This window comes from Aeromonas dhakensis (assembly GCF_000820305.1).
Taxonomy (GTDB): Bacteria; Pseudomonadota; Gammaproteobacteria; order Enterobacterales; family Aeromonadaceae; genus Aeromonas; species Aeromonas dhakensis.
The window spans coordinates 1-16,746 of sequence record NZ_CDBH01000051.1 but is presented as its reverse complement, the minus strand read 5'-3'; the positions used below and the strand labels follow the sequence as shown (position 1 = coordinate 16,746).

The following is a 16,746-nucleotide window of genomic DNA, read 5'->3' as shown; positions in this document are numbered from 1 at the left end:
CCAAGATGGTCCCCTGGAACCTGCCCACCAACCGTCGCCCCAAACTGCTGATCGTCGATGATCAGGCGATCAACATCAGGCTGCTGCACCAGCTCTTTCGCGAAGAGTGCGAGATCTTCATGGCGACCAGCGGGGAGCAGGCACTTGCCCTCTGCCGCAGCCTGCTGCCCGACCTTGTCTTGCTGGACGTCATCATGGACGGTATGAGCGGCCACGAGGTCTGTCAGCAACTCAAGGCGGATCCCGACACCCGGGACATTCCCGTCATCTTCGTCACGGCCCAGCAGGAGGAGACGGACGAAGAGTACGGCCTGTCCCTCGGCGCGGTGGATTTCATCAGCAAGCCCATCAGTCCCAACATCGTCAGGGCCAGGGTGAAGGCCCACATCACCCTCAAGCTGCAGGGGGACTTGCTGCGCAACCTGGCCATGCTTGACGGCCTCACCGGCATACCGAACCGGCGCCAGTTCGATGATGAGCTGATGCGGCAGTGGCGCCAGGGTTGCCGAGACAACACCCCCCTCTCCCTTATCATGCTCGATGTCGATTACTTCAAGCGCTACAACGACCGCTATGGCCATCAGGCCGGCGATCACTGCCTGCAGGCCATCGCCGCCGTGCTGGCCGAGCGGCTGGGCAGGCCGCACGATCTGGTAGCCCGCTACGGCGGCGAGGAGTTTGCCTGCGTGCTGCCCAACACCCCCCTGGCCAGCGCCGTCCATCTCGCCGACAGCATGTGCAGCGCCGTGCGCGAGCTGGCCATCGAGCACCTCGCCTCCGAGGTGGCCAGGGTGGTGACCATCTCCCTTGGCGTGGTCTGTACCATCCCCAGCCAGACCGGCACGCCGCAACAGCTGCTGGAGGCGGCCGACCGCCAGCTCTACCGGGCCAAAGAGGCAGGACGGGCCAGAGTCGCCGCCGATGGCGAGAGGGTGTGAGTCCTCTGCCGTGCCTGCCCCCGTCCAAATCAGGAGTCAGGGCGGACAGTTGGCAGGCCGCTGGCGAGTCCCGTCCCGCCAGCGGCCTTGCCGTTTGCACTGACAAACTGCTGATTAAAGGTTCATTGTGCGCCGCTCTTCGGTAGAATCGCCGCTTTCGATCACCATCCAACCGGCGGGAGGGGCACAATCTGGCAATGAACCTGATCCGACCCCTGCTGCTGCTCTGCCTGCTGCTGCCCCTCTGCGCCCAGGCGCTCACCCTGCACAGTCGCCCCTACCTGCAAAGCCCCCCGGCGCCCGCCAGCACGGCTGACCAGCCCTGGCTCGCCGAAATGACGGCGCTGCGAGTCGGGGTGCTGCGCCACGACTATCGCCCGTTCGCCATGATCGGGCCCGATGAGCACTTCGAGGGGATCGCCGCCGACTACCTCGACATCCTGGCCAGGGCGCTGCAAAAACCGGTGAAACTGCGGGCATTCAACGACTCGCGCAGCGCGCTGGCGGCGCTGCGGGCCGGGGATCTCGACCTCGTCAACCTCGGCAACCTCAACCTCGGCGCGGCCGAACAGGCGGGCATCGCCCTCAGCCGGCGCTATTTCAGCAGTGCCCCCGTCTTCTCGGCCCTCGCTGCCGAACAGGGGCCGCTGCTGCAGCCGGGCCAGCGGGTCGCCACCGTGCGGGGCTATGTGAACGAGGCCGCCTTCAAGCGCTACTACCCGGATCTGGTACTGGTCAATTACCCCTCCAACGTGGCGGCCTTCGATGCGGTCTTCTTCGGCCACGAGCCGCTGCTGCTAAGCGACCCCCACTCCCTGCACTACCTCAACAGCGAGCGCTTCGACAAGATCCGCCAGCGCAGCCAGGCGCAGCCCGCCATCGCGGCGGACGGCTTTCGCTTCGCGGTGTCGGCCGCTCATCCCGGCTTGCTGGCCCTGCTCGACCAGACCCTGGAGGGGGTGAGCGACGTCACCCGCAGCCTCATCTTCAACCAGTGGAACGGCCCCATCCGCGACATCGTCGAGCGCCCCGGCGATCTCTACAGCCGCGAGGAGCGCGCCTGGCTCGCCAGCGCCGGCCCGGTGAAGGTGTGGCTGATGGACGACCTCTACCCCTACGGGGTGCGCGACTACGACAACCAGCTCACCGGCATGTCGGTGGAGATGCTGGAGAAGATCAGCAAGCGCTCCGGCCTGCGCTTCAAGTTCGTCAGTTACGGCTCGGAGCAGGCCCGCAAGGAGGCCCTGCTCAGGGGGGAGCTGGATCTCATCGGCGCCATCTCCCGCCCGGTGGCCGAGGGTTACCGGCTGCGCCCCTCCCTGCCCTACGCCACCGACGACATCTATGTGTTGGTGGCCCGCAAGGGGGATTCCTTAAGCGGCGATCTGGCACAGCTTGCCGGCAAACAGGTGGGCAGCACCATCTACAACCCCATCGCCAGAGGACTTGGCGACAGCCAGGTGAGCTTTCTGGAGAGCGCCGACGAGGCGATGGAGGCGGTCAACGAGGGGCGCCTCGATGCCGCCATCGTGCCGCTCTATTTTGCCCAGCATGCGGTGGAGGGGGGCAGGCTTCAGCAGATCCGCATCGCCGGCCCCGCCGACGACCAGCCCATCCGGATGGGCTTTGCCGGCCTGCCCGCCAACCGGATGCTGATGGACATCATCGACAAGACCATCCTCTCCATCGCCCCCAACGAGCTGGCGATGATGAGTTACCAGTGGCGCAACCGCAAACTGCCGGCCCCCACCTTCATGGAGCGCAACGCCCCCTACTTCTACCTGCTGCTGGCGGGGCTGTGCGCCGTCGCCCTGCTGCTGTTTTACCGCAATCGTATGCTCAACCGGCTGGCCCGCTCGGAGCAGGCCTCCCGCCGCCAGCTGGAGGAGCACGTGCGCTTCATCGAGGCGCTCGGCGAGAGCCTGCCCCACCCCATAGTGGTGCGCGACAAGGGGGGCAAGGTGATCCTCTGCAACAGCAAGTACCTGGCCACCCTCAACGCCCCCATCGAGCGGGTACTCGGTACCTCGTTTGCCGAGGGGCTCAAGGGACTGCTCGGCGCCGAGGCCATCGCCGCCCTGGAGCAGGATTTTCAGCAGGTGCTGCGAAGCGGCAGCCCCATACTGTCGGATCGCATCTTCAGCCAGCGCGGCCCGCGCCAGTTCGTCTACCACTGGATGGTGCCCTACTTTGACTACCGCGGCGCCATCAGCGGGGTGATCAACGGCTGGATCGACATCACCGAGCGCAAGACCATGGAGGAGGCGCTGCGCCGCGCCAAGGAGCAGGCCGACCGTGCCAGCCGGGCCAAGAGCGACTTTCTGGCCACCATGAGCCACGAGATCCGCACCCCCATGAACGCCATTCTCGGCATGCTGGAGCTGGCGAGCCAGGATCCCGCCCTCGCCCGCCACACCGGCGAGCAGCTGCGCATCGCCTCCGAATCCGCCAACGGCCTGCTCGATCTCATCGGCGACGTGCTGGACATCTCCAGCATCGAAGCGGGCCAGCTGACCCTCGCCCCCGAGCCGTGCGAGCTGGCGCCCCTGCTCCACTCGGTGGCCCGCGCCTGCAAGGGGATGGCCCAGCAAAAGGGGCTTGGCTACCGGGTCGAGCTGCCCCCCCTGCCGCGGGTGCTCATCGACCCGCTGCGCCTGCGCCAGATCGTCTTCAACCTGCTCGGCAACGCCATCAAGTTCACCGAGCGGGGGGAGGTGAGCCTGCAGGCCAGCCTCACGGGGAGCGCGGAGCAGCCGCTGCTGCACCTCATCATCCGCGACAGCGGGGTGGGCATAGCCCCCGACAAGCTGCCCGGGCTGTTCAGCCCCTTCTACCGCGCCCACGACCCCTACCAGTTCGCCGGCACCGGCCTTGGCCTCAATATCGCCCGCATGCTGTGCCAGCTGATGGGGGGCAAGATAGCGGTCAGCAGCGAGCTTGGCGCCGGCACCGAGCTCAGGATCCGGCTGCCGCTCACCCCGCTGGCCGCCCCCCTCGAGCCCCTCGACGCCGCGTCGCCGCCGGCCGGGCCACTGCTTGTGCCCTCCCCCCGGCCGGTTGCGGCAACCCGGCTGCGGGTGCTGGTGGTGGACGACAACCACGCCAACCAGGTGCTGCTGCGCCAGCAGCTCAAGCATCTGGGCCACGAGGTGAGCGTGCGCGGCAACGGCGCCGAGGCGCTGCAAGCCAGCCAGAGCCAGCCCTTCGATCTCGTCATCACCGACTGCCAGATGCCGCTGATGGATGGCTTCGAGCTGACCCGCCGCCTGCGCGCCCGCGGCCACACGCTGCCAATCTGGGGCTTTACCGCCCACGCCACCGCGCGCGAGCGGGAGCGCTGCCTGGCCGCCGGCATGGACGAGTGCCTCTACAAGCCCATCGGCCTGGCCCGGCTGCGCACGGCCCTCGCCAGCCTGGAGCAGAGCGGCGCCAGCGCCCTGAGCCCGGTCTGATTACCTGGGCCGGATGGCGCGGGGCTGTGCTCCCGCCCTATCCGCTCCAGCTGCATCCACCCCAGTCCTGCCAGCCCGATCCCCGTCACACCTTCGCATGCCTGTGCCGACCCGCGGCCTCTCTAGACTGGAGTCTGCCAGCAGCAGGGTGTGTAATAGCCGTTTGTTTTCAGCAGGCGCGCACATCATGCAACTCAAACCCCTTCTCAAGGGACGCTTTCAGCCCCACTGGCAAGCCGGCCACGATCTCATCGAACAGGTGGTCAGCTCCTGCATCACGGAGCGGCGCCTGATCCCCGAGGGGGAGCCCCTGATGCGCCAGGGCGAACCGCTGCGGGATCTGGTGCTGGTCAAGAGCGGCCGCATCGCCATGGGCCACACCGCCATGAATGGCCGCCGCTTTCAGCTCGGCACCCTGGAGTGCGACCACCAGCTGTTTGGCGAGATGGAGTTCTTCACCGGCTATCGCTGCCAGCTCGACATCATCGCCGAGGAGCCGCTGGAAGTGGCCCGCATCGACGGCGAGCAGCTGGAACAAGCGCTGGTCGCCCACCCCAAGGTGGCGCTCTTCTTTGCCACCGCCATTGCCATCGACTATCAGGACACGGTGGACATCTTCACCTGCCGCATGCTCTACCCCATCAGCTACAACATCGCCCTCGACCTCTATCACAGCCACTGTCACCACAACCCGGTGAGCGGCTTTCGCAAGGGGTATCAGGAGGCGGAGCGCTTCGGCACTACCGACCGGGTTTACCGGCGGGCGGTGAAGGAGCTGATGGATAAAGGATTGGTGGAGCGCGGTGAGGAGGGATTGCAGATCCGCGATCTGGCGGGGCTCAAGGCCTTTCTGGAGCAGCCATAAGTCGCGGGCATCAGTCGCCGCCTGAACAGCAACAAGCGGAACAGCAACAAAAAAAGGGGCGGTTTATACCGCCCCTCTTGCTGTTTACGCCCCCGCTCAGGCGAGACAGGGCTGCGGCCGGGCCATGCGCAGTGACGCCACCAGCATGGCGAGGATCACACCGTAGATGAGCGGGATGGCGTACATCACCGCCTGCAGACCTATCACCTGCTCGAACAGGGCGCTGATGGCCGGGCTGAACATGGCCCCCGCGCTGCCGCTGATGAGGATATAGGAGACGTTCTTGCTCGATGCCTGGCGCACAAACGACACCCCGTAGGCGATAAAGGCGTTGTAGAGCGCGGCGCAGACAAAGCCGTAACCGTAGGTGAGGTATGGCAACTGGCTCAGGTTGTCAGTGGTGACGATGAGCGCCGTCATCCCCATCGCCAGGGTGATGATCACCAAGAGGAAGGTGCGGATCGCAATGCGGGTCACGATGGCGGTGGAGACAAGCGCGCCGAGCAGGGCCGCCGTCCAGTACTGAGTGATGATGTTGCCCGCCTCCTCGAAGGGGATGCCGAACTTGTTCTTCACGAACATGGGCGCCCAGGTGAGGAAGGTGTAGAGCGCCAGCATGCCGAGAAAGAGCCCCAACCCGCCGCTGATGATGCCGAGGTTCCACTCCGAGTGTTCGTTGCCGGCGCTCTCGCCGCCCGCCTCGCAGCTGCGGAAATTGGTCAGCACCGCCACCAGCATGGTCGCCAGCGCCACCACGCCCACCGCCAGATAGCTCCAGCTCCACGCCATGGCGTGAGTCAGGGTGTAGGTAGTGATCAGCGGAAAGACCACCCCGGCCACGTTGAAGGTGGCATCCTGCACCACCAGCATGGTGCTCTGCATCCGCGCCTGCCAGACGCTCACCACCAGGGTTCCCGCAATGCAGAGCCCCACCCCGCCGCACAGGCCGATCACCGTCATGGCCGCCATCACCACATAGAGCGAGCCGGTCAGATGGAGCGCGGCCGCCGCCAGCGCGATCAGGCCGTAGCAGATCAGCGTCATCCGCTTGAGGCCTACTTTCTCGATGAGGAAGAAGGCGGCAATGGTGCCCGCCAGCGCCCCGCCGTTGAGCAGGGAGAAGATGGAGGCCACCTGATTGACGTCGGCGCCAAACTTGGCGGCGATGGGGTCGATCAGCATGCCGAACTGGGTCGCAAAACCGGCCATCACGAAGTTGGCCAGGAAGCTGATGGCAGTGAGGGAGAGCTTATTGTTCATATTGGATCTCTCTTGGGGTCAGGGTGCGTGCAGGGTTGGGCGGACCGCGGCGCTTACAGCGCGGTGTGCAGCGCCAGCTCGATCATCTGGTTGAAGGAGAGCTGCCGCTCTTCGGCAGTAGTCTCTTCACCGGTCAGGCAGTGGTCGGAGACAGTCAGGATAGCGAGCGCCTCAATCCCCTGTTGATGGGCCAGCCCGTAGAGACCGGCCACCTCCATGTCGATGCCGAGCACGCCGAACTTCTCCAGCGCCGGAATGAGGTTTTCGTCCGGATCGTAATAGAGGTCGCCGGTGAAGATATTGCCCACCTTGACCGGAATGCCCTTCTCCTGCGCCTTGGTAAAGGCCTTGTGCAGCAGGGCGAAGTCGGCCGAGGTGGCCATCTGGTAACCGGCGCTGCGCTTGGCGTTGGTCGGGGAGTCGGTGCCCGCCGCCTGCGCCAGAATGACGTCACGCATCTGCACGTGGCGCTGGGTCGCCCCCAGACTGCCGATGCGGATGATGCGCTTGACCCCGAAGTCGTTCACCAACTCGTGGGCGTAGAGCACCATGGAGGGGATCCCCATGCCGTGGCCCATCACCGAGATGCGCTGGCCGTTGTAGTAGCCGGTGTAGCCCAGCATGTTGCGCACATTGGTCACCTCGCGCGCATCGGTCAGAAAGGTCTCGGCGATATAGCGGGCCCGCAGCGGGTCCCCCGGCATGATGACGGTCTCGGCGAAATCGCCCGGGTTGGCATTGATATGAGCGGTCATTGTTGTTGTGCTCCAGTTTGACTCGTGTGGATGAGGGCATCCTAGCCCCCGCCTCGCCTCCCCTTGCAGGACAAAAGTCCTGTTGCCCCGATCGAGATCCCAGTTCTAGCAACTTCTCCAAGGCCGCCCCAGCTTGCCCCCCTTCGCCGCCGCTTATCTGCCTTCGCACAACCCAACCCAGCCCTACCCTGTCCTTGCATCACCCGTTCAGCGATAACGTCCCTGCGCCCAAAAATAGCGCGGGGGGCCATCAGGCCCCCCCGCAAACACACCGGATAAGAAAACACCTTACTTGGCGGCGCTATCCTTCACGCACTTCTGGACAAAGCTGTTCTTGGCCGCGCCCGCCAGCTTCTTGTCGGCCGCCGCCTTATCGCACTTGGTCGCCGGATCCATTGCCGCCCCCGTCTTCACGCACTTCTGGATAAAGCTGTTCTTGGCCGCACCGGCCAGCTTCTTGTCAGCGGCCGCCTTCTCGCATTCGCCGGTTGCGGCGCCGGCGGCATCTTTCACGCACTTGCCGACAAAGCTGGTCTTGGCGGCGCCCGCCAGCTTTTTGGCCGCGGCCTGCGCCTCGCACTGCAACTGGGCTGTGTCGTTGGCAAAGACCGGATGGGCCAGCAGCACGCTGCCGCAGAGCAGGCCGAACAGGATGGCAATACGCTTCATATGACGTTCCTTATTGTGATGTGTTGGCATGGTGACCCGTATGCATGATGATCTGATTGCAAGTAACTGTTATTGCAACAGCTGATTGTTGCCGCAAATCCCCCGCCTTGCCAGCAAGGCCACGGAGCACAGGGCACCATAGCCCGCACTATAGCGCCGATTGGCTAAGCGGGATTCTCCCCGGCCAGCTCCGCCTCAACAGCAAGCCAGCCCCCTTTTCTCCACGACGCTCGCCAACCTCCAATAAAATCAAGGGCCATGGGAATCCTATCCCTGCCTCTGCGATTTCTTGAGCCAGCGCATAAAACGCAGATATTCCTGATAGTTACGTCACTTTTTGACTGGTGAGACCAGATTCGATTGGCCTATCATAGCCATCCGGTGCCTATTCATCTGCGATGGGCTGCTGCCCTCGCTGGTTAATTGAGCATATTGGAAGCTGTAATCCACGGGCGGTAGCTTGGGATTTAAGTAGTAATTGATTCAATTCGTAGGTCAGAGCTGAGCGCAGTGAAGGTGAAGCTCCACACATCGTGCTAGCGGCACAATGTTAATCAATGAAAACAGCTAGACTTAGCAAGAAAATACGAAGAGAAGAGGCATCAAATATCTCTTGTACAACACTAAATTTTCAAAACCTAATTTACAACAAAAATTAATACCTAAGATCATAACTTTATTATACATTGGGAGCTTGATGAGTGATAAGTTTACGCAAGTATATACTTGATGCCTTCGACGATTATCTAGGTAAAAATAAAAAACTGAAAAATGGAATTTTAAATAAAAAAGATGTTTTAATAGAAAAGGAAAAAATCTCTAGGTTTTATGACGAGCCAGAACATATTATAGACCTCCTTATTTGGCCACCCAACACATTCATAATATTAACAAACATTCTCGATAAAAATGGTAATTATAGAAGATTTGTTTCTCCGAATGGCATTCATGGTTGGTCTAAAAAGGATCTATCGAAAGCTACCGAACTATCAGAAACATGGCATAAAATCCTCACGTTACCATATGAAAAAATTCAAATTGATGATATTTACAAGGTTGTGACCAGTTTACAGAAGTTATTTAACCATGATACTTTAAAAAAAGATATCTCATTATTACTTGAAGATAATGAATTCATCACACAGGCGTTAACACTTACCATTGCATCAGATGAAGCATTTAAATTTTCAAAATTAAAAAACGTTCCCAAGGGATCTGTTTATGCTGAGACACTAAAGCAGTTGAGCGTGACAAATGAACCATCAAAATCACAGCTTTCCTTTTCAAATCATCACTTTGGGACAATTCAAAGGAAAAACACAGTTTGTCAAAGTGGAATATCATTAAATAGCATATCTCAACATTTAACAAACATTAGGCCAGAAATAAACCTAGAGGTTTTGGAAAGAACCAATGAAATTAACTCTAACAAGGATATATTTAATATACTAATACTTCCTTGGCCTATGAAGATAGATAGGGAGTTTTTTTCAGAAGTTAATAGAGATGATATATTGGAAATGGATGAAAATTTTGGTTTCTTTTCATACACACCAAAGAATGCAATAGATATTGATGAAGCAGTGAATTGCTCTATGAATGCAATTGTCTCAACTGGTGACATTGACCTAATTGTTTTCCCTGAATGTGCCCTTAGTATAGAGGATAGTAAGGTAATAGCTACAAGTCTATACAAACGCTGTCACTTCATGAGTGTTAAATGCCCTAGTGTAATCACTGGAAATTATGAAAATACATCCCATTACAGTAGAAACCAAATAACAATATTCTCACCACCAGAACAAGATCCAGACTTGCCTGATGTATCTGTAACCCCTGAACTTGAACCTGTCACTCAAAAAAAGCATCACCGCTGGTATCTTGACCGAACACAGATATTTAATTACAAGCTAGGTAGTAATTTATCACCAAGGAAAAAATGGTGGGAGTTTATAGATGTCGATGAGAGAAAACTCATAACATATCAATGTCATGACAACAACATACAAATAACACCATTGATATGTGAAGACCTTGCTAGGCAAGACCCTGTTGCGCCAGCTGTGCGTGCTCTAGGGCCAACGCTTATCATTGCTCTACTTCTCGATGGCCCACAGCTTAAAAACAGATGGCCAGGTCGCTATGCAAGCTTCCTTTCTGAAGACCCGGGTTCAAGCGTCTTAACGGTAACTCCATTGGGTATGACCTTGCGCTCAGACGGGTCCGGATTGAAACCCAGCAGGGTGGTATCTTTTTGGAGCGAACCAAGTAGTCATAGAGAGCTATCACTTGATGAAGGCAAACGTTCGATCATCCTGACTCTTGAAAAACGTGATATTTTACAATGGACTGCTGACGGACGACAAGGAGAACGGACTGCTCTTCATTATGCTGGGCATATATGTTTGTAATTTGCTAGACTACATGACAGAGATAAGGGAGGTTTCATCATGAAAAGTAGAGATATCAAACAAATTAAAATTCTTGGTGAACTCTTACATGATCAAAAAGATAGAGTCCGAGATTTAGTTGATAACAACAAACTTCAGCTATCCAAAGAGGCTGTTAAGTTTTCAAAAGAAATAATTGAAAAGACTGATTCCCATGCCATTGTTAACGTGAAAACCATAAACGAAATATATAAAGAAAAATTCCAAGATGATGTAAAAGCAAAAGAGTATAGAGAGATCGCAGATGTAATAAACCATTATTTAGAAGATCATTGAATGTACAGTTCTAGTTATCACCTGACACCGGCCCTCCCCCCATTGAGAGGGCAATATTTCCACAGAACAGCGGCATTGTTTCCCAAATCCACCTTCAGGTTACAACGTCTGTCCAGATCGAGCTATAGATGACCTTGGTATCAATCCAGCAGGAGAGAGAGCAACTGTTAATAAATAACCTGTTGTATTGAGGCCAGTTGTTGATGGAGTAACGCGACTTGCCTATGATGCCGACTCGAAGGAGATGGTTGTGGTGATCAGCTTACTGTTGCCTCAATTAGCCTCATTCACGCAATATCGATTTAGGAAACAACACCAAAAACAGCCCCTCACCAAGAACCTCCTTACCGACTAAACCACGCAATATGCTCTAACCCAGCAATCGTGGTCAACAGGGCAAACGAAAACAAAAATCCCCCATTACCGGGGGATTTTTATTTCTATCGGTTATCTCAGCTCAGCGGCTTAACCCACCAAAAACGCCCTTAACCGGGCAAACTCGGCTGGCAAATTAACAGAGAGCAGCGGCAGCGCGGCATGCTTGGCAAGGGGCCCGGGCAGCGGTACGTCCAGCCCCAGGATCTCGTCCACCGACTCCTTGAACTTGGCCGGGTGGGCGGTGCAGAGGAACACACCGACCTCGTCTTGCCCAAGCTGCTCGTTCAGCAGATCCCAGGCGATGGCGCCGTGGGGCTCACACAGGTAATCCAGCTGGTGCAGGCGCTGCAACGCATCGCGAGTCTGGGCGTCGTCACGCATGCCGGAGCCCAGGGTCTCCAGCGCCCAGCCTTCCCGGCGGCACAGCTCTTCCACGCGCGGCCAGTTGTTGGGGCGGCTCACGTCCATGGCGTTCGACAGGGTCGCGACCGTCTGGTGCGGTTCCCACTGACCTGTCTTGAGGTAACGCGGCACGGTGTCGTTGGCGTTGGTGGCGGCGATAAAGCGCTTCACCGGCAGCCCCAGCGCCTTGGCGATAAGACCCGCGGTGAGGTTGCCGAAGTTGCCGGACGGCACGCTGATGACCGCCTTGGCGCGATCCGCTTTCGGCAGCTGGGCCACGGCTTCGAAGTAGTAGCAGACCTGGGCCAGCAGGCGGCTGATGTTGATGGAGTTGGCGGAGTTCAGGCCGATGGCGGTCTTGAGCCCTTCATCGTCGAAGGCATCTTTGACCAGCGCCTGGCAGGCATCGAAGTCGCCGTCGATGGCGAGGGTGCGGATGTTGCCACCCAGGGTGCAGAAGAGCGCCTCCTGCAATGGGCTGATCTTGCCCTTGGGATAGAGGATCACCACTTCAATCCCCTCCAGGCCGTAGAAGGCGTGGGCCACGGCGGCGCCGGTGTCGCCGGAGGTGGCGGTGAGGATGGTGATCTTGTCGTTGGTGCGAAAGGCGGCGAGGCACTGGGCCATAAAGCGGCCGCCGAAGTCCTTGAACGCCAGGGTCGGGCCGTGGAACAGCTCCAGGGCATAGGTGCCATCTTTCAGCTTCACCAGGGGCGCTGGGAAGGTGAAGGCGGCGTCGATAAGCTCCTTCACCTTGGCAGCCGGTACTTCGTCACCCAGCAAGTGGCTCAGGATGCGCGCGGAGCGCTCGGCGAGCGGCAGATCCAGCAGGGCATCCACGTCGGCCAGCGGCTCCAGGGTCTCTGGGAAGAACAGCCCCTGTTCGCGGCCCAGCCCCTGGCGCACCGCCTGGGCAAAGCTCACCTGTTCACTCTTGTCCTTGATGTTGTAAAGATTCATAGCTCGCTTCCTGTTACCCGTGCCCCGGCCATGTCCAGTTTGCAGACCCGGGCAAATCCATCTTCATTGCGCACGAAGTGCGCTTCCATCCACTCTTTCATCCGTTCGGCCTGGGCCGGATCCTTCATCACCACGAACACGGTGGGACCGGACCCCGAGATGCCGGTGGCCAGCGCCCCGTTCTGGGCCGCCTGGGCCCGCACCTCGTTGAAGCCTTCAATCAGGGCCGCGCGATAAGGCTCGGCGATCACGTCTTTCAATACGCTGGCGGCCAGCCCTTCCTGGCGGCTGTAGCTGGCGTGCACGAAGGCGGCCAGCCGGCGGCCATAGGTGAGGCAGTCCTGGCGGCGATACTGGGCCGGCAGGATGGCGCGGGCGGCGGCGGTAGAGACGACCGTGCCCGGATAGCAGACCACCCAGTACCACTGCTCAAACACCGGGATACCCTGGCTGATGACGCCGTGCTCTTCCAGCACCAGCTGCATGCCGCCCAGATAACAGGGGGCGACGTTGTCGTAGTGGACGGAGCCGGAGATCTTGCCCTCCATCTCCCCCATCAGCAGCAGCAATTCGTGTTCATTGAGGGGGGCGCCGTGAAAGGCGTTGAGCCCTTCGAGTGCTGCCACCACGCTGCAGGCGCTGGAACCCAGACCTGAGCCCACCGGCAGGTTCTTCTCCAGCACCATTTCGAGCGGCTTGAGACCAAGGCCCCGCTTCTCCAGCGCCTCGCCATAGGCGAGCCAGCAGTCATGGAGGATGTTCTTTTTCGGGTCAGCCGGCAACTTGTGGGCGTAGCGGCCCACGGAGGAGAGGGCAAACGGTACATCGGCTGCCTTGACCTGGACGCGATCCCCGAGCAGGGAACCATCCACGGGGGCGAGCGCCGCCCCCAGTACATCGAATCCCACGCTCAGGTTGGCGCTGGAGGCGGGGGCATAGGCCACCACGCTGCTGCTCTGGTACATGTCTGAACTCATTCTTACAACTCCTGCTTCCAGTTCTGGGTGCGCAGCACGTCGGCAAAGACGCCCGCGGCGGTCACTTCGGTACCGGCGCCATAGCCGCGCAGCACCAGCGGGATCGGCTGGTAGTAGGTAGAGAAGAAGGCGAGCGCGTTTTCCCCGTCTTTGACCTTGAACAGCGGCTCATCGGCACCGACCGCCTTGATGGCGACCTTGCACTTGCCACCCTCGATGGAACCCACGTAGCGCAGCACCTTGCCGTCACGCTGGGCCGCCGCAAACTGGTCGCGGAACCAGCCGTCAGCCTCCGGCAGGCGGGCCATAAAGGCTTCCACGTCGCCGCTCACATCAAAGCCCGGCGGCAGCGCCTGCTCCACTTCCACATCGGAGAGCTCCAGCGCCATACCAGCCTCGCGGGCCAGAATGAGCAGCTTGCGGGCCACGTCCATGCCGTTGAGATCGTCGCGCGGATCCGGCTCGGTAAAGCCGTTGCCACGGGCAATCTTGGTGGCATCGGAGAAGGCCATCCCCTCGTCCAGCTTGCCGAAGATAAAGGAGAGCGAACCGGACAGCACGCCGTCGAAGGCGCGCAGCTTGTCGCCAGCCTTGATCAGGTTCTGCAGGTTCTCGATGACCGGCAGGCCGGCGCCCACGTTAGTTTCGTACAGGAACTTGCGACGAGTCTGGCGGGCGGTGCGACGCAGCGCCTTGTAGTAATCCAGCGACCCGGTATTGGCCTTCTTGTTCGGGGTGACCACGTGGAAACCGGCGGCGAGGAAGTCAGCGTACTGGACGGCGATGGCCTCGCTGGAGGTGCAATCGACGATCACCGGGTTGATGAGGTGGCTCTCTTCCACCAGCTTCTTCACCGCCTCCAGGCTGAAGCTGTCACGGGCTTCCACCAGCTGTTCACGCCAGTTGGCGAGGTTCAGGCCATCCTTGTTGACCGCCATCTGGCGGCTGTTGGCGATGCCCACCACCCGCAGGCCAGTGCCCTGCTCGGCCAGTACCGGCTGCTGGCGGGCAATCTGATCCACCAGGGCTGCGCCGACACCGCCGACACCGACCACGAACAGGTCGATGAACTGCTGGCTGCCGAAGAAGTTCTGGTGGCAGGCCTTGATGGCTTCGGCCACCTTGCGATCCCGCACCACCGCAGAGATGGAGCGCTCGCTCGAGCCCTGGGCAATGGCGACGATGTTGATGGAGGCCTGAGCCAGCGAGGTGAAGAAGCGGGCCGCCATCCCCTTGGAGGTGCGCATGCCGTCACCGATCAGGGAGATGATCGCCAGATCCTGCATGATCTCCAGCGGATCCAGCAGCTGGTTCTTGAATTCGAGCTCGAACTCGCGTTCCAGCACCTTGCGGGTCTTGTCGCAGTCATAGCTGTGGATACAGAAGCTGACGCTGTACTCGGAGGATGACTGGGTGATGAGGACGATGCTGACCCCGGCGCGGGAGACGGCGGAGAAGATGCGGCCAGCCATACCGACCATGCCCTTCATGCCGGGGCCGGAGACGTTGAACATGCACATGCCGGAGAGATCCGAGATGGCCTTCACTTTCAGGTCGTCATCCCCCTGCTCGACGCCGATAAGGGTGCCCGGCCCTTGCGGGTTGAAGCTGTTCTTGATCAGGCAGGGAATGTGGAACTGGGCCACCGGCGCGATGGTTTTCGGGTGCAGTACCTTGGCACCGAAGTAGGAGAGCTCCATCGCCTCCTTGTAGGAGAGGGTCTTCAGCAGATAGGCGTCCGGTACCAGGCGCGGGTCGCAGTTGTAGCAGCCCTCGACGTCGGTCCAGATCTCGCAGCACTCCGCATCGACGCAGGCGGCCAAGACGGCTGCGCTGTAATCCGACCCGTTACGGCCCAGCAGCACGGTCTCACCCTTGTCGCTGCCACCGGTAAAGCCCGGCATCAGGTAAAGGCAATCGGAGCGCAGGCCCTTGGCGGCGAAGCGCAGGCGGGAGGCTTCGATGTCGACGTGAGCTTCGAGGTAGCCGCCGTCGGTCACCAGCAGCTCTTCTGGCACAATGACGTCCAGCTCGAGGCCCCGCACCCGCAGCAGTTCGTGCATGAAGGCGATGGAGAGGTTCTCGCCCCGGCTCAGGATGCGAGCCTGCACGTTGTCCGGGCAGAGCCCCAGCAGGCGGATGCCCTGCATCAGCCGCTCCACCTGATCCAGTTCGCTGGTCAGACGGGCCTGCAGCGCCTTGTCATCCAGCGCCGGATAGGCGGCCTTCAAGCCGGCCAGCAGGCGGGAGAAGATGCCGTTGATTTCAAACAGGGTGCTGCTGGCATCCATGCCGCGGCTGGTCTGCTCTACCAGGGCCACCAGGTGGTTGGTCACCTTGGCCGGCGCCGACAGCACCAGGGCAACCTGGGATTGGCCGTGGGTATTCACCGCGATATCGGCGACCCGTAAAAAACGCTCTGCATCGGCCAGTGACGACCCGCCAAACTTCAACACTCTCATCGCTATCTCCCTGTATTCCCTGCAAATTGATCCGCTAATCGGTCTGAAAACTGTCTGAAAACAACCCAACAAAAAAGGCCCGTACTGGGTGGGTACGGGCCTTTTTCTGATTTCTGTGCTTGTTCGTCAGCGCATCAACCGGCCCCAGTGCCACCTGTGGTGGTACCGGTAATAATGGTGGTGGTGATGACGTTGGTGAATAACTGCATGACGAACACTCTTGAACGAAGCTGGCTTTTAGCAATACCGCGCCGGGCGCCGGGCTGTCAACCTAAACCTCTTTGCCAAGTTTGCGGGCAAGGTCTTTGCAGAGCAGATGGAGCATGTTCAAATCCCGCTGCGGCAGCATGGGCACTCGGTCCATCACCCATTGATGCAGTTTTTCATCCTGCGAAACACCGAGATCGCCAAGAATTTCTGCTGTTTTGCTTTTCAGTACCCGAACCTGTCCGGCGTTATCAATATTTTCTGCTAGCGCCTCGGGCTCATCGAGCAACTGGCTCAGCTCGTAGGCGTACAGCATGATCGCCTGGCCCAGGTTCAGGGAGGGGTAGCTCACCTTGAGCGGCAGATAGCTGATGAGGTCGACCTGGGCCAGCTGCTCGTTGGAGAGGCCCGACTCCTCGCAGCCAAACACGATGGCGACCTTGTCCAAGGAAGGCTTGGCCTTGATCTGGTCACGGATCTCGGCCGGAGTGAGGTAGTGCTGATAACGGCCGCGCTGGCGGGCAGTGGTGGCCACCACCAGATCCATGTCGGCCAGCGCCTCCTCCAGGGTGTCGAACGCCTCGGCCTGGGTCAGGATCTCCTGCGCACCGTGGGCCACCCAGCTAGCCTCCTCCTCTTCGTGCACCCGGCTTGCCACCAGTCGCATGGCATCAAAGCCCATGGTTTTCATGGCG

12 protein-coding genes and 1 other annotated feature are annotated in these 16,746 nt (G+C 59.8%); of the genes, 5 read left to right on the top strand and 7 right to left on the bottom strand.

Annotated elements, in window-relative coordinates; genetic code table 11:
• Positions 1-5 precede the first annotated feature (5 nt).
• The 3 genes from BN1143_RS15030 to BN1143_RS15020 all read left to right on the top strand — a co-directional run bounded on the left by BN1143_RS15030 (position 6) and on the right by BN1143_RS15020 (position 5,255).
• Entirely contained in the window at positions 6-938 is a 933-nt protein-coding gene (locus BN1143_RS15030; protein WP_042051191.1) for a diguanylate cyclase, read from the top strand.
• 197 nt (positions 939-1,135) lie between these two features.
• A complete protein-coding gene (locus tag BN1143_RS15025) occupies positions 1,136-4,390 on the top strand; it encodes a response regulator (RefSeq protein ID WP_042051189.1) in 3,255 nt (1,084 codons plus the stop codon).
• Between the two features lie 187 nt (positions 4,391-4,577).
• Complete coding sequence (locus tag BN1143_RS15020) at positions 4,578-5,255, top strand: Crp/Fnr family transcriptional regulator (RefSeq protein ID WP_016351486.1); 678 nt, start codon at positions 4,578-4,580, stop codon at positions 5,253-5,255.
• Between the two features lie 96 nt (positions 5,256-5,351).
• Here BN1143_RS15020 and tsgA read toward each other — a convergent pair whose 3' ends face one another.
• From tsgA to BN1143_RS15005, 3 genes are all read right to left on the bottom strand, one after another.
• Positions 5,352-6,515 carry an MFS transporter TsgA gene (tsgA, locus tag BN1143_RS15015; RefSeq protein WP_042051188.1) on the bottom strand — a complete coding sequence of 388 codons (1,164 nt, stop codon included), beginning with the start codon at positions 6,513-6,515 and terminating at the stop codon, positions 5,352-5,354.
• A gap of 53 nt (positions 6,516-6,568) precedes the next feature.
• Entirely contained in the window at positions 6,569-7,270 is a 702-nt protein-coding gene (gene deoD, locus BN1143_RS15010) for a purine-nucleoside phosphorylase (protein ID WP_042051187.1), read from the bottom strand.
• Positions 7,271-7,558: 288 nt separating this feature from the next.
• The gene (locus BN1143_RS15005; RefSeq protein ID WP_042051185.1) at positions 7,559-7,939 is read right to left on the bottom strand and encodes a hypothetical protein; all 381 of its coding nucleotides are present in this window, start codon (positions 7,937-7,939) and stop codon (positions 7,559-7,561) included.
• Positions 7,940-8,640: 701 nt separating this feature from the next.
• Here BN1143_RS15005 and BN1143_RS22455 point away from each other — a divergent pair.
• Positions 8,641-10,350, top strand: coding sequence for a hypothetical protein (locus tag BN1143_RS22455; RefSeq protein WP_156141312.1), 1,710 nt, complete (start codon positions 8,641-8,643; stop codon positions 10,348-10,350).
• Between the two features lie 39 nt (positions 10,351-10,389).
• Complete coding sequence (locus tag BN1143_RS22450; RefSeq protein WP_156141311.1) at positions 10,390-10,665, top strand: hypothetical protein; 276 nt, start codon at positions 10,390-10,392, stop codon at positions 10,663-10,665.
• A gap of 465 nt (positions 10,666-11,130) precedes the next feature.
• On the opposite strand, the gene thrC is transcribed toward BN1143_RS22450, so the two are convergent.
• The 4 genes from thrC to BN1143_RS14985 all read right to left on the bottom strand — a co-directional run.
• Positions 11,131-12,405, bottom strand: coding sequence for a threonine synthase (thrC, locus tag BN1143_RS15000; RefSeq protein WP_042051184.1), 1,275 nt, complete (start codon positions 12,403-12,405; stop codon positions 11,131-11,133).
• Complete coding sequence (thrB, locus tag BN1143_RS14995; protein ID WP_042051183.1) at positions 12,402-13,382, bottom strand: homoserine kinase; 981 nt, start codon at positions 13,380-13,382, stop codon at positions 12,402-12,404. The genes thrC and thrB overlap by 4 nt, the downstream gene beginning before the upstream one ends.
• A gap of 2 nt (positions 13,383-13,384) precedes the next feature.
• A complete protein-coding gene (thrA, locus tag BN1143_RS14990; RefSeq protein ID WP_017784805.1) occupies positions 13,385-15,844 on the bottom strand; it encodes a bifunctional aspartate kinase/homoserine dehydrogenase I in 2,460 nt (819 codons plus the stop codon).
• Between the two features lie 68 nt (positions 15,845-15,912).
• Positions 15,913-16,047, bottom strand: a sequence feature (Thr leader region).
• Positions 16,048-16,115: 68 nt separating this feature from the next.
• The coding region (locus BN1143_RS14985) for a tRNA/rRNA methyltransferase (RefSeq protein ID WP_042051182.1) at positions 16,116-16,746 on the bottom strand (631 nt) is incomplete at its 5' end.